Genomic DNA, 15070 nt, shown 5'->3' with positions numbered 1-15070 from the left:
ATGCGCACACAAATTCGTTTTACTTTATTAAGTCTGGCGATTTTCACTTCGGGATTTCTGGCGGCTACCACAGTATCGGCTAAGAATACGCACGGGGTTTCCCAAAGCTCACCGGCTAAGCCTGAGCTTTCGTCAAAAAGTGCGTTAGTGGTGGATATACAAAGCCGCAAGGTGCTCTATTCCAGTAATCCGGATAAAGTGGTTCCTATCGCTTCCCTAACTAAACTGATGACTGCGATGGTGGTACTGGACGCCAAGCAACCATTAACCCAGGTCATTCCGGTAAAAATTAATGAAACCAAAGAATTAAGAGGGGTTTTCTCCCGCGTAAAAGTGGGTAGTGAAATAACCCGTAAGGAAATGCTGCTGTTAGCTTTAATGTCTTCAGAAAACCGAGCGGCAGCTAGTCTGGCTCACAACTACCCCGGTGGCTATCGCGCTTTTATTAAGGCGATGAATGCCAAAGCTAAATCTCTTGGTATGAAGAATACTCGCTATGTTGAGCCTACCGGCTTATCAGAGAAGAATGTCTCCACGGCCAGAGACTTAAGTCGCTTGGTCATCGCAACCAAGAAATATCCCATGCTCAGCCAGCTCAGTACCACTGAGGGGAAAACCGTTTCGTTTGAGAATCCACGATATACCCTTGAATTTCACAATACCAATCACCTCATCCGCAATCATGATTGGAAAATTCAACTGACTAAAACGGGCTACACCGATGAAGCTGGCCGTTGTTTAACCATGCGTACCACCATTGGCAACCGAGAAGTCGCGCTGGTCATGCTTGATGCTTATGGTAAGTACACCCATTTTGCCGATGCGAATCGCTTACGTAATTGGATGGAATCCGGTCAAAGTCTATCAATTGCCGAAGTCAGTAATAAAAATACTAAGAAACAGAAAGCTAAATCCTTACGCCAAGGATAATGTCTACACGCGGTATCTGCCCTTCGTCACCCCGGTGAAAACCGGGGTCTGATCTTGAAGACGACTCCCACTTCATCCCCGATAACGATTTGCTAATCTCAATAACACAATTAATTACAAATCCTGCCATAGGCGAAAATCCGCATTCTCACTTATACTTCTTGCCAATTAACACCCCCTTTCACTACCAAAAGAAGCCAAAAGTTAGTCACTATGCGCACAAAAATTCGTTACTCTCTGCTAAGTCTGTTCATTCTCTCTGCCGGTACCTTTTCTGTTTCCACTGTTCAGGCCACCGGAGCGCCAACAATAGCCTCCAAGTCCGCAGCACAGCCAGAGATTGCTTCCGGCAGTGCGCTGGTCATTGATATGAAAAATAACAAGGTTATTTACTCTACCAATCCGGATAAAGTGGTACCGATTGCCTCTATTACTAAATTAATGACCGCTATGGTGGTGCTGGATAAAAAGCTATCGCTGACTGAAATCATCCCGGTAACCATCAATCAAACCAAAGAACTGGAAGGGGTATATTCTCGCGTTAAAGTGGGCAGTGAGGTTTCTCGGGGAGATATTATGTTGCTGGCGCTAATGTCATCAGAAAACCGAGCCGCGGCGGCGCTGGCCCATAGCTATCCCGGTGGCTATAACGCCTTTATTAAGGCAATGAATGATAAAGCCAAAGCGCTGGGCATGACTCACACGCACTATGTCGAGCCTACTGGTCTGTCCGAGCAGAACGTATCAACGGCCAACGATTTAACCCGTCTGCTGTTTGCCAGTAAACAATACCCTCTGCTCAGTCAATTAAGTACCACTCAGGAAAAAACTATCAGCTTCCAGAAGCCTAACTACACTTTAGAATTCCGCAATACCAACTATCTGGTTAAAAAAGACGACTGGAATATTCAGTTAACCAAAACCGGTTTCACCAATCAGGCCGGCCATTGCCTAGCCATGCGCACCACCATAAATCATCGCGAAGTGACGTTAGTGGTACTCGACGCCTTCGGCAAATACACCCACTTTGCCGATGCCAACCGCCTACGGAAATGGATGGAAACCGGAGAAGCGCCACCCGTGCCTCAAGCGGCTAAAAATTACCGCAAGCAAAAAGCGTTACAAACCACGCTTAATTAGCAATTCTGAGATGAGCTCTGTGGTATGAACCCTCTATTCATCTGCTATATTTCTATAGCAGATGAATCAGCCTTAATATACTATTTCCTCTGTTAACATTCCGTCTCCCTTAACTATTTTTAATTTTAGGAGCCTACCAAATTGGCAGGAAGCAGTTTACTCGCATTACTTGATGATATTGCCGCCGTCCTTGACGATGTCGCCCTAATGACCAAAGTTGCCGCTAAAAAAACTTCGGGGGTATTAGGTGACGATCTGGCGCTTAACGCTCAACAGGTCAGCGGGGTCAGAGCCGATCGGGAACTTCCGGTGGTCTGGGCCGTTGCGAAAGGCTCGTTTATCAATAAGCTGATTTTGGTACCGCTGGCATTAGCGATCAGCGCATTTATTCCCTGGGCGGTCACACCATTACTGATGCTCGGCGGCGCATTCCTTTGCTATGAAGGGTTTGAAAAGCTGGCGCATAAATATCTGCACCCTAAAGCGCCCCACAACGATAATGATCCACAAGCTAATACGCCCGCCTTATCTCAAGAAGAAATCGCCGCTTATGAAAAACAAAAAGTCAAAGGTGCTATCCGCACTGACTTTATTTTATCAGCGGAGATTATCGCGATTACCCTAGGTACCGTCGCCCACACCGGCTTTCTCCAGCAGGTGCTGGTGATGTCGGGTATTGCGATTACAATGACCATAGGTGTTTATGGTCTGGTAGCCGGCATCGTTAGGTTGGATGATGTTGGTTTTTACCTGCGTGATAAAAAAGCCCGTTTGGCGAAAGCCGTGGGTAACGGGCTGGTAAACACAACGCCTTATCTGATGCGTACCTTATCAGTTGTCGGTACCGCCGCCATGTTTATGGTAGGTGGCGGCATTTTGACTCATGGGCTCGCCCCCATCAGCCAGCTCATTACTAACTGGTCTGCCGCCACCGCTTCAGTTCCTGCCATCGGTAGCCTGTTACAAGCGTTGTCACCGACTTTGCTCAACATGCTATTTGGTGTTATTGCCGGTGCTATGGTGTTACTTGGTGTGTCTGTTATCAGCAAGGTCATACCTAAAAAATCAGCAAATAAATCAAACTAATTCTCTCTGAAGCCTGTCGCTAATTATCGACAGGCTTACACGTTTTGAAATACATTTCCGCTCCCCTTTACAACAAAGCATCCCCCGTTATCTATACTGGATCTGAGACCGCAAAATAGGCCTGATCTACAGGTTTAGTTTTTTCCCGGTGCGGCCATTGGCAAACATGGGGTGTCTTATGATGTTTAATCATGTATGGGGACTTCTGACTCATCCGGGCCGGGAATTCCAACAAATCAGTCAGGAAAAAGAGACGCTTTCCCATCTCTATACCCGCAATCTGTTAGTTCTGGCGGCGATTCCCGTTGTCAGCTCATTTATCGGTACCACTCAATTTGGTTGGATGCTCAACGATATACCGCCAATGAAAGTATCGATGTTTACCGCAGGCTATATCGCCATTATTTTTTATGCCATGTTACTGGCGGCAGTCGTTCTGGTGGGTCAAGTGATCTATCGGCTAGCCCGACGTTATGAACAACGCCCTAGCCTTGAACGTTGTATTATTTTTGCTGGTTATACCGCTACCCCCATGTTTTTAAGCGGTCTGGTCGCGCTATATCCGTTGGTTTGGCTGTGCCTATTGGCCGGCATTATCGGTCTATGTTATTGCGCCTATCTGCTCTATTCTGGTATTCCAACGTTTATGAATATTGACCGCAGTGAAGGATTTATCTTCTCCAGTTCAACGTTGGCCATCGGTGTGTTAGTTCTGGAAGCGCTGTTAGCCATTACCGTATTGCTTTGGGGCTACGGGGCTCATTTCTGGTAATACCATTTCTTAATCGCTAAAAGGGCGCAATCTTCAACGACTGTGCCCTTTTATCTTTCCCATATCGATTAATTATCTGCCACTCGTCAGCCCGTTTTTTTGTGGTTATCTATACTTAAAGCCAATGATTTAACCACACCATCCTCACAGAGAGCCCTGTCGATGAATAATGAATTAATCGAAAAAGGTTATCGTCGCTACGTCGGGAATAAAATAGATGTTTATTTTAACACCAACATTTGTCAGCATTCTGGCAACTGCGTACGCGGTAATCACGCCATTTTTAACCTGTCACGTAAACCCTGGATTGTGCCTGATAACGCGACCCTTGAAGAAGTAAAACGGGTAATCGATACCTGTCCCAGCGGCGCACTACAATACCAGGAGAAATAAAATGAGTATCAATATTCTTGAGGGTGAAAACCGTTTTTATGTGAATGATCCAGACGGTAATATGCTGGCAGAAATCGCTTTTGTCCCCACCGGAGAAAAGCTGGCTATTATTGACCACACCTATGTAGATGCGCGCCTTAAAGGTCAGGGGGTAGGCAAAAATCTGGTGTTAAAAGTGGTGGAGAAAATGCGTAATGAACAACGAAAAATTATTCCACTCTGCCCGTTTGCCAAGCACGAATTTGATGTCACGCCGGAATATCAGGATATCAGAGCCTGATACCGGCGATTTATCAGGCCAGCATTACACCAACTTCAAGATAAACGGCTGCTGTTTAAGCTGACTCTGAACCTCTGCCGACAATCCTTTGTCGGTAACAATATTCGTCAATGTATTCAGCGGTGTCACGCAAAACAGTGAGTAAGCACCATATTTACTGCTGTCAGCCAACAACACGCGCTTACGCGCGTTGGCGGCTAAGTCCTGCTTCAATCCGGCTTTCTCTTCCGTTGGTGTGGTAATCCCCCGCTCCAAACTCCAGGAGTTACAGCTAATAAAAGCAATATCAGGATAGATATGACGTAATAAACGACGACCGTGATCGCCAATGCAGGACTGACTGCTATCATCAATCCGCCCACCGATGATGGTGACTTCGATTTGCTTAAACCCCGACAGAAACAGGGCAATATGTAAATCTGCGGTAATCACCCTTAGCGGTAAATGAGTTAAATTACGTGCCAATTCCATCATGGTGGTGCCGGCATCCAACACCACAGAATCACCGGCTTTTACCATGCTGGCCGCATGTTGGGCAATAGCCTGCTTTTCATGTTGGCTACGGTGAATTTTTTCATTGGTAGTGGGCTGGTTGGAAATAAAACGATCGAGTGTGACGCCGCCATGACTGCGAATAATCACACCCTGTTTATCCAACTTAATTAAATCGCGGCGAATCGTCGCCGGAGAGGCATCAATAGCAGCAACTAACTGTTCAACGGTAACCAGATTATGGCTTTTCAGGAAGTCCATAATCTGGTCAAGGCGACTTTGTCCTTTCATAGCACTCGTATAAATCAGGCAAGTTTCAGAGCTAGCTCCATAGATATCGCCATGCTCTCAGATTTGGCTTTGCCTGTCCATGCAATATCAAAGGCGGTACCGTGATCCGCCGAGGTACGGATGAACGGTAATCCGGCTGTAATATTTACGCCGTCATGGAAACCCAGTAGTTTTAGTGGAATATGCCCCTGATCGTGATACATCGCCACCACCATGTCATAACGCCCTTCATTGGCTTGCAGGAATACCGTATCCGGCGCACACGGCCCATAAACGTCTATTCCTTTGGCCTTCATGGCGTCAATGGATGGCGTGAGTATGTTAATTTCTTCATCACCAAACAGGCCATTCTCTCCAGCATGAGGGTTTACTCCGGCGACGGCAATACGCGGATTCGGGAAGCCCACGCGCTTCAGGAAGGTATCCGCCATGCCAATCACCGTTTCAACCCGATTTCGGTTCAATGTATCAAGGAATTTACGCAACGAAATATGCGTGGTGACATGAATCACCTTTAAGGTATCGGTATACAGCACCATGGCATAATCACGGGTATCGGTCAGCTTCGCTAACAACTCTGTATGTCCCGGGTATAGATGTCCGGCAGAATGCAACGCCTCTTTATTTAATGGTGCTGTAGCAATCGCCTGAACTTCCCCTGCCAACGCCAGTTCTGTCGCACGTTTAACGCAACGATAAGCCAGATCCCCCGCCTGTGCCTGAACCTTACCCGGCACTAACTCTTGCGGATTAGCTAACGGCTCATCCAGAACGTGAATCACCCCCGGCGTAAATTTCGCCTCTGACACGCGTTGAATTTCTCTGAGTTCAACCTTCGGCACAATACCCAAAGCCTGTACCCGACGTAGCGTATACAGACAGCCAATTACCACCGCCGGTGCACCAGACAACGAACCTTCTGCCATGGCTTTAATAATGATTTCCGGACTGATACCGGCAGGATCACCCATTGTAACGGCAATTGTTTTACTACCCATGGTACATCTCCTCAATATAATAAATAGCGTCGCTCAGTGCGCTGTCTGCACCAAATCCCCCGGCCTTAGTAATGACCGGCAGGTCATCAATGTCGCTGTTAACAAATGCGCCACAAGGAATACAGGGAGAGACTTCACCGGAAATTCGATATCCTTCGGCATTCAGTGAACGGGCCACGGCAATGGCAATATCGCCACCGGTCAAAAACAGGCCACCAATTTGCGATAACGCCAGTAATTCCAGAGTAATCGAACCCAGCGTTGCGCTGATCTTGTCGCCCAATTGTTGTCGATTAAGCTGATAGCGCTCACACAGTTGGTCGATCATTTGGCGAGCGGCTTCATCCCGGCAGGTACGCAATACACAATGTCTGCGTTCATGTAATACTTCTGCCGCTTGTTCAATAATCTGCTTCATTACGCTGCGGTTATCCGCTTGCAGCAGTTGTTCGACATCAACATCAATGATACCCAGTGCTTTTTCTCGCTGAGCGTAGAGAATCTGTTTACGGGTCGCCTCACTCATTGAGCCAGCGACAACCAGCACCGGCAGCTTCTGCCGGTCTTCCAGATACAGAGAGGAAGGTAAAGCGCCAGCAAGTCCTGCGGCTCCCACCAGCAAATAAGGCTGGGGAAGATGCACCAACGTATCCGCTATTGCAGAAAGATCGCTTTCTACTTCAGCATCCAGTACCACAATGCTTTCCGGCCCTTCAGCTAAACGAATAAGTGTATCCACCAGCGCAGGGGAACGAACCTGAGACATAAAAACTTCATGAATCGGTAAGCAACTTTGCTGGCCGATAATATCTTTGATGCGTGATGAGTTAATCGGTGTTTTCGGATCGCTGGCAAACTCAGTCTCTACGAGCGGAATCCGATTAACCAGACACATTCCACCGAGGGTGACGCGTCCCGCAGCCGGGATAGCGGCAGCGACCAACGCAATCTTCGCCCCACAGGCTTTCATCGCCGCCTCAATTTCCGCGCCTACATTGCCGCGGAAAGTCGAGTCAATCTTCTTATAGACCTGTAGTGATGAACCTTGGGTATTTATCGCCCGAGTGACCTTTTCGGCAGCCTGATGAGCTGTATCAGCTCGACTTTCGGTGTTGATCACCAATACATCCGACTTATGGTGACGTAACGGTTTTTCCTCTAGCAGGACATCGGTTCGGGCACCTTTTTTGGCCAACTGAACACCGGTATCATTGGCGCCAGTAAAATCATCGGCAATCACCAGCATTCTCATCTTAGTTTTCTCCGGCCAGTTTTGCTTCACGTAGGGCATTGCGTTTCACTACCCAGGAAGTCAATATCGGTACCAAAATGGCCGTCGTAATCACCGAAGCGGCAATCAATGGCGCAGCAGCATTGGCGACTTCGGCAAGTGACGGATCGGCAGTTGCGATGGCTAACGGCGTTGCAACCGCATTACCAGCAGTACTTGATGCTGCCGCACCAGCGACCCCGGTGCCACCCACTAAGCGATCCGCTTTAATATTAAAGAAGCCACCAACCAATGTGGTTAACACACCCAACGCGATACCCGCCAGTCCACCTTTCACCAGCATATGCAGGTCAATACCGGCCCCCAGGGCAAAAGCAAAGAATGGGATCAACAGAGGGCCACCTTTGGTCAGGAAATCACGCATCTGTGGATCCAAGTTACCGAGAATCATGCCCACAACTAAAGGCACCAGTACCGCCACCAATGCCATAATAGGAATGTTTGCCATACCCGCGGCCCCTAGGGCAATCATGGTAAAGAATGGACCATCATTCAGGGAAAGAATCGAGATTGCGCCGACATCACGCTCATTGCCAAATTCACCTACCAGCGCGGCGTATAATCCACCATTGGAGTTACTCATCGCGGCGATAATCGCCAAACCGGTTAAGCCAAACAGACCATCAGCGCCAAAAAAACGTTCAACTGCGAGTCCAATCACCACCGCTACCAACAGCTTGGTCAAGGTAATGGTACCGCCCTGCAATATGGCGTGAGGTGCCGCTTTAACGCTGATACCCGCCCCCATACACAATAGAAATGCCCCGATTAACGGCGCTGCACCACCTTTAAACAACGCAGTGGTAAAGCCACCAATATTGAGCGCTTCCGGCGCAAACGTATTGATCATGGCTCCCAGTACCAGTGGAACCACCATCATACCGCCAGGGATCTTCTCAATCGTTTTTTTAATATTCATAGTACCCTCAGCAAAATGATTTTTATTATTCATAAATGATTATATTTAATCATTGACATTAAACTGTGATCTCTACTGCACTTTACATATTTTTGATTATTTAAAATCAGAATGATTAATAAAAATCACACATACCGTAAGACAGCCCAGTCCTCCACAATGGATTGACCATAGCTTTAATAAACGACTCACCGCGGAATTCTCTTAAGGAAGGAACATCACCAGGAATGACAAAACAATAAACTAAACGGTATTTCCGTCTCTCTTTGTTCGTATGTTGTTGTGCTATATAACAATAAAAAATATTAAATAATATTCACATCAACAACCTCTCTGTAATGACGTAAAAGAGCAATATAAATAACCAAGAAATAACTTTAAATAATAATATACCACCCCACCGGCATCACACTAATGGGCGCATGAAATATGATACAATGACACAGCTATAAAATATTAAAAAATAAGATAGAAGTCGCAATTAACCACACTAACCCAACGATTACCTTTTCAACTAACGTACTGATAAACACTGGCTTTACAAATCAAATTATGAGACTCATCTCCCATGTTTTTATTTAATCACCCATATTTTCCAACTCTGTTTTTTTATCCTTTCCCGTAATAAAAATATCAATTTTTTAGCATGTTGAGCTATATAGCGTCTATTATATAAATACCAGAACTAACTCACAGTTTTAATCTGGTAGTTAAGTAAGGTTAAATGAGTAATTTATTAATATCGTACTATTATTTAACGATATTATATTTTTTAGGCTATTTAAATTTACCGCCAGCTAAAAATAAATTTGGGGAATATGGATGTCAGATCTTATCGACAGGGCTGTTATCCAACAGCTAACTTCAGGCCATTATGCCGACCCTTTTTCCATATTGGGTATCCATAAAACCCACCATGGATTTGCTATCCGAGCCTTTGCCCCTAATGCCCAGCAGATCAAGGTATTAGATAAAGAGAGTCAAACAATACTCGCGGTATTGGAGCAAACGGAGCAAACGGGTTTCTTTTCCGCCACCCTATCTCCGCGGAATACCCCCTATCGCTATCAACTCTTAATTGATTGGGGAGAAACCCAACAAGTCATAGAAGATCCCTACCGTTTTGGCCCTCTACTTCAAGAACTCGACACTTGGTTGCTGGCTGAAGGTACCCACCTGCGCCCTTATGAACGACTTGGCGCACACCCAACCCGAATGGATAATGTCGACGGTGTCACTTTTACCGTATGGGCACCTAATGCCCGGCGAGTATCGGTGGTTGGTGAATTTAACTTCTGGGATGGTCGCCGCCATCCGATGCGTCTGCGTAAAGAGAACGGTATTTGGGAACTGTTTCTCCCTCATGTGCAAGTTGGACAGCTGTATAAGTATGAAATCATTGACTGTCACGGCCAGACCATACTGAAAGCCGATCCCTATGCTTTTGCCGCAGAAATGCGCCCGGATACCGCATCACGCATCGCTCAATTGCCAACGCGCGTCGTGATGTCGGACCAACGTCGCAAGGCTAATGATTTCTCATCGCCCATCTCCATCTACGAAGTACACCTCGGTTCCTGGCGACGCCATACTGATGATAATAGCTGGCTTAGCTATCGGGAATTGGCCGACCAGCTCATCCCTTACGTTAAATATATGGGATTTACCCATATTGAACTATTACCGATTAACGAACATCCGTTTGATGGGTCATGGGGATATCAACCAATTGGTATGTATGCCCCAACCCGCCGATTTGGCACTCTGGAAGATTTTCGCTATTTGATTACTACCGCCCATAAAGCCGGTATTAACGTATTGCTTGACTGGGTTACCGCCCACTTCCCCGATGATGCCCATGGATTAGTTCAATTTGACGGTACCGCTCTGTTCGAATATGCGGATCCGCGTGAAGGCTTTCATCAAGACTGGAACACCCTGATTTATAACTACAGCCGTCATGAGGTTTGTAACTATCTGGCCGGTAATGCCCTTTACTGGATTGAACGCTTTGGCCTTGATGGACTACGAGTTGATGCCGTCGCATCCATGATTTACCGCAACTATAGCCGCGCCGACGGGGAGTGGATTCCCAATCAGTACGGTGGTAAAGAAAACCTTGAAGCCATCGAGTTTCTACGCCACACCAATAAAATTATTGGTACCGAGTGCCCTGGGGCCATCACTATTGCGGAAGAATCAACCGATTATCCCGGCGTGACGCTACCACCAGAAGCAGACGGCCTCGGCTTTCATTACAAGTGGGATCTGGGCTGGATGCACGACACGCTGGACTATATGTCGCTGGATCCGGTGTATCGCCAATACCACCATAATCTTATGACCTTCGGTATGTTCTATGCCCATACCGAAAACTTTATTCTGCCGCTATCCCATGATGAAGTCGTGCACGGTAAACGTTCTCTGCTAGGCAAAATGCCGGGAGATACCTGGCAACAGTTTGCCAATCTGCGCGCCTATTATGGCTTTATGTGGGGTCATCCCGGCAAAAAGCTGCTGTTTATGGGTAATGAATTTGCTCAGGGACGGGAATGGAACCATGATGCCAGCCTTGACTGGCACCTGCTTGACCCCATTCAAGGCGGTTGGCATAACGGCATACAAGATTTAGTACGCGACCTTAATCACTGCTATCAGCAACAGCCTGCGCTATATCAGTTGGACTACGCGCCAGAAGGCTTTGAGTGGTTGGTGGTAAATGACCATGAAAACTCAGTTTTTGCCTTTGTACGCCGTGATGCCGCAGGCAATGAAATCATCGTCATCAGCAATTTCACACCGGTACTGCGAGAAAACTACCGCATCGGCATCAACCAGCCGGGGCACTACCAAGAGATACTGAATACCGATTCTGCATTTTATCGCGGCAGTAATGCCGGCAATCTGGGTGGCGTTCACAGCGAGCCGCTGCCATCGCATCATAAAGAACATTCGCTGAATTTGGTTCTTCCCCCTCTTGCCACCCTCTACCTACAGCGGGAGGGCTAATGGAGCAGAGTCATACTCAAATACTCGCTGGCGTCCCTTATCCTCTCGGTAGTCACTTTGATGGTAAAGGGGTTAATTTTGCTCTCTATTCTGAGCACGCAGAACGGGTCGAGCTCTGTTTGTTTGATGATAAAGGCGAAGAGTTAAGACTCCTGCTGCCCGAATGCACTCATCACGTTTGGCACGGTTATCTGCCCGGACGGCAACCCGGTTTGCACTATGGCTATCGGGTTTATGGGCCATGGGATCCACAGCAGGGCTGGCGCTTCAATCCGCAAAAGCTACTGATTGATCCCTATAGCTTGGCGTTAAGCAGTAAAGCTATTGATAGCCCGTGGTTAAGTGACGGTGGCGCAGAGCCTGACCCGCAGGACAGCGCCGAGATTGCCCCAAAGAGCATTGTGACTCATGAACCCTATGACTGGCAGAACGATACCCTGCCTGACATTCCTTGGGCAAAAACCGTGCTATATGAAGCCCACGTCCGCGGACTGACCAAAACCCACCCGGATATTCCGGCTATTTTGCGCGGCACTTACGCCGCAATAGCGCATCCGGTGATGATTCAGTACTTGCAGAAACTGGGGGTTACCACGCTGGAACTGCTGCCGGTTCAAATGCATCTCGATGAACCGCGACTGCAAAAGCACCGGTTAACTAACTACTGGGGCTATAACGTCCTGGCACCTTTTGCGATTGAGCCGGACTATTGGTCTGAGCGCGCAGGTAGCACGCCACTGTCCGAATTTCGCGATATGGTTAAAACCCTGCATCAGGCCGGTATTGAAGTGATTCTCGACGTGGTGTTTAACCACACCGCGGAACTTGATCTTTCTGGCCCAACGCTATCGTTACGGGGAATTGATAACAGTAGCTATTACTGGCAGAAAGAAGATGGCGATTATCATAACTGGACCGGATGCGGCAATACCACTCGTCTGACTCACCCTGCCGCCATGCAATGGGTGCTGGACTGTCTGCATTTTTGGGCCAGTGAATGCCATATTGACGGTTTCCGCTTTGATTTAGCCAGCGTATTAGGACGAACCCCGGCGTTTTCCTCTGGCTCACCATTGCTGACTAAAATCGTTCAAGACCCAATCTTATCTAAACTAAAGTTGATTGCTGAACCCTGGGATATTGGCATCGGTGGCTACCAGCTTGGTCACTTTCCACAACCCTTTGCTGAATGGAACGATCGCTTCCGCGATGATATGCGTCGTTTCTGGCTGGAAGGCTCAATGTCGCTGGGTACATTTGCCTGCCGCTATGCGGCTTCCAGCGATATCTTTCACCATAGCGAACGTTTGCCCTCCGCCTCGGTGAATAAAATCACCTCTCATGATGGCTTCACCCTGCGGGATCTGGTCAGCTTTAACCATAAGCACAATGAAGCCAATGGGGAAGATAACCGGGATGGTAGTAACAGTAACTACAGTAACAACCACGGTATTGAAGGCTTGCACGCTGATGAGTCAACCCTGTCACGTCGCTCCACCAGCGCACGGGCTCTGCTCAGCACATTGTTGCTTTCTCAAGGAACGCCCATGTTGTTGGCCGGCGATGAACAAGGAAATAGTCAGCAAGGTAATAACAATGCCTACTGTCAGAACTCCCCGCTCAGTTGGCTTAACTGGATTCAGGCCGATGAAGAACTCATCGCATTCACCGCTGGCCTGATCGCCCTGCGGAAAAAAATTCCTGCGTTAACTACTGAAAGCTGGTGGTCTGGCGAAGTTACAGCAGAAACCCAAAGTAAAGACGTCGATTGGCTTAATCAGCAAGGTGCCCCCATGTCGCCGGAAGAGTGGCAGCGTGGAGAACACCAACCGCTACAAATTTTGTTGTCCGGTGAGTGGCTGGTGATAGTTAACCACTGCGACAGTCAACAAACCCTGACGTTACCATCAGTAAACTGGCGCGTAACAGCGCCGTTCTCACTGCGAGAAGTATCTGTTACAGAAAACCAGTGTACTGCTGAACCCCGTAGCATCAGCGTATTACATCAAGATAAGAAACACATTTAATCACGCCGTTTGGCGGCTTATTGGCTCAATTTATCGTATAGGAAGTGAAGATGTCTGGAGGAAAAATGGTTAAACCTGATACAAATCATCAATTGATGTTGGCAAGGCAGCTACCTAAGCAGTCCGTGGCATTAATTCTGGCCGGAGGGCGCGGTTCACGACTCAGAGATTTAACCTCCAAACGAGCAAAGCCAGCGGTACATTTTGGCGGTAAATTCCGCATTATTGATTTCGCCTTATCCAACTGTATGAACTCGGGTATCCGTCGTATTGGTGTACTGACCCAATACCACTCCCATTCTCTGGTACAGCATATTCAACGGGGCTGGTCATTTCTAAATGAAGAGATGAATGAATTTGTGGATTTACTCCCCGCTCAACAGCGTGAAGACCATGACGGATGGTATCGGGGCACCGCCGACGCAATTTATCAAAATCTGGATATTATCCGCCGCTACAAAGCGGAATATATTGTTATTCTGGCCGGCGATCACATCTATAAGATGGACTACTCGCGCATGCTGCTAGACCACGTGGAGAAAGGCAGCCAGTGTACCGTGGCCTGTATCGCCGTTCCCCGCACTGTCGCCTCCGAATTCGGCATCATGGCGATCACCGAAGATGAGCGTATCCTCAATTTTCTGGAAAAACCGGCTGACCCACCCGCTATGCCCGATAATCCCGACATGTCATTAGCCAGTATGGGGATCTATGTTTTCAACGTTCAATATCTGTATAAGCTGTTGGAAGAAGAGAGCCTTAACATGGAAACCCACCATGATTTTGGTAAGGATCTGATTCCTAAGGCGGTATCTCAGGGCGTGGCTTGGGCTCATCCATTTAATCTCTCTTGCGTCACATCAGACGTCAATGCGGAACCTTACTGGCGTGATGTCGGAACCATTGACGCCTACTGGAGCGCCAACCTCGATCTGGCCTCCATCACACCTGAGCTGGATATGTACAATAAAACCTGGCCAATCCGTACCTATATGGAACCCTTACCACCGGCGAAATTTGTGCAGGATCGTTCTGGTAGCCACGGTATGACCATGAACTCACTGATTGGTGCCGGCTGCATCGTGTCTGGCTCAGTGATTGTCAACTCGGTGCTGTTTCCCCGAGTTCGGGTGAATTCATTCTGTACCGTTGATTCCGCCGTATTGCTACCGGACGTGTACATTGGCCGCTCCTGCCGGATACGCCGCTGTATTATCGACCGCGGCTGCATTTTGCCTGAAGGATTAGTGGTGGGAGAAAATGTGGAAGAAGATGAGCGCCGTTTCTGCCGCTCAGAAGGCGGTATTGTGCTGATTACTAAAGATATGCTGTCAAGGCTATAGTTAAATAAAACCGAGGTTGGGTTGATGCCCCCAACCTCTGATAATCATTAACGTTTATCAGCTATGCTTTAATCAACAACAGAGCATCAATCAGGGTTA

General features: G+C 47.7%; 13 protein-coding genes. 9 read left to right on the top strand and 4 right to left on the bottom strand.

The features are described 5' to 3' along the window. From pbpG (EL341_RS06925) to EL341_RS06900, 6 genes are all read left to right on the top strand, one after another. A complete protein-coding gene (gene pbpG, locus EL341_RS06925) occupies nt 1-930 on the top strand; it encodes a D-alanyl-D-alanine endopeptidase (RefSeq protein WP_074821138.1) in 930 nt (309 codons plus the stop codon). Nucleotides 931-1143: 213 nt separating this feature from the next. Then, nucleotides 1144-2070: a D-alanyl-D-alanine endopeptidase gene (gene pbpG, locus EL341_RS06920; protein WP_074821135.1), complete on the top strand. Its 927-nt coding sequence runs from the start codon at nt 1144-1146 to the stop codon at nt 2068-2070. A 141-nt stretch (nt 2071-2211) separates the two neighbouring features. Next, nucleotides 2212-3156 carry a DUF808 domain-containing protein gene (locus EL341_RS06915; RefSeq protein ID WP_047780722.1) on the top strand — a complete coding sequence of 315 codons (945 nt, stop codon included), beginning with the start codon at nt 2212-2214 and terminating at the stop codon, nt 3154-3156. A 181-nt stretch (nt 3157-3337) separates the two neighbouring features. Beyond that, nucleotides 3338-3928, top strand: coding sequence for a Yip1 family protein (locus EL341_RS06910; RefSeq protein ID WP_047782580.1), 591 nt, complete (start codon nt 3338-3340; stop codon nt 3926-3928). Between the two features lie 162 nt (nt 3929-4090). After that, nucleotides 4091-4321, top strand: a complete 231-nt coding sequence (locus EL341_RS06905) for a (4Fe-4S)-binding protein (protein ID WP_047780721.1) — start codon at nt 4091-4093, stop codon at nt 4319-4321. A 7-nt stretch (nt 4322-4328) separates the two neighbouring features. Beyond that, nucleotides 4329-4601, top strand: a complete 273-nt coding sequence (locus tag EL341_RS06900) for a GNAT family N-acetyltransferase (protein WP_047782579.1) — start codon at nt 4329-4331, stop codon at nt 4599-4601. 24 nt (nt 4602-4625) lie between these two features. Here the strand turns inward: EL341_RS06900 and EL341_RS06895 are convergent, their stop codons facing one another. The 4 genes from EL341_RS06895 to EL341_RS06880 are packed head-to-tail and all read right to left on the bottom strand — an operon-like array spanning nt 4626 to nt 8592. Then, nucleotides 4626-5384: a DeoR/GlpR family DNA-binding transcription regulator gene (locus EL341_RS06895; protein ID WP_074821133.1), complete on the bottom strand. Its 759-nt coding sequence runs from the start codon at nt 5382-5384 to the stop codon at nt 4626-4628. 14 nt (nt 5385-5398) lie between these two features. Further along, nucleotides 5399-6382, bottom strand: coding sequence for a D-threonate 4-phosphate dehydrogenase (locus tag EL341_RS06890; RefSeq protein WP_074821130.1), 984 nt, complete (start codon nt 6380-6382; stop codon nt 5399-5401). After that, complete coding sequence (gene dtnK / locus EL341_RS06885; protein ID WP_074821126.1) at nt 6375-7634, bottom strand: D-threonate kinase; 1260 nt, start codon at nt 7632-7634, stop codon at nt 6375-6377. Before dtnK ends, EL341_RS06890 begins: the two co-directional genes overlap by 8 nt. 1 nt (nt 7635) lies before the next feature. Beyond that, nucleotides 7636-8592 carry a 2-keto-3-deoxygluconate permease 1 gene (locus EL341_RS06880; RefSeq protein ID WP_047782578.1) on the bottom strand — a complete coding sequence of 319 codons (957 nt, stop codon included), beginning with the start codon at nt 8590-8592 and terminating at the stop codon, nt 7636-7638. An 822-nt stretch (nt 8593-9414) separates the two neighbouring features. Between EL341_RS06880 and glgB the strand changes: the two genes are divergently transcribed. From glgB to glgC, 3 genes are all read left to right on the top strand, one after another. Then, complete coding sequence (gene glgB, locus EL341_RS06875) at nt 9415-11601, top strand: 1,4-alpha-glucan branching protein GlgB (RefSeq protein ID WP_074821123.1); 2187 nt, start codon at nt 9415-9417, stop codon at nt 11599-11601. Further along, complete coding sequence (gene glgX / locus EL341_RS06870; RefSeq protein WP_074821120.1) at nt 11601-13628, top strand: glycogen debranching protein GlgX; 2028 nt, start codon at nt 11601-11603, stop codon at nt 13626-13628. Before glgB ends, glgX begins: the two co-directional genes overlap by 1 nt. 65 nt (nt 13629-13693) lie before the next feature. Next, nucleotides 13694-14971 (top strand): glucose-1-phosphate adenylyltransferase, encoded by a 1278-nt coding sequence (glgC, locus tag EL341_RS06865; RefSeq protein ID WP_047782577.1) that lies wholly within the window; start codon nt 13694-13696, stop codon nt 14969-14971. Nucleotides 14972-15070: the final 99 nt, after the last annotated feature.

It is taken from the genome of Pragia fontium (assembly GCF_900638655.1).
GTDB lineage: Bacteria > Pseudomonadota > Gammaproteobacteria > Enterobacterales > Enterobacteriaceae > Pragia > Pragia fontium.
This window is presented reverse-complemented; position numbering and strand designations above follow the sequence as displayed.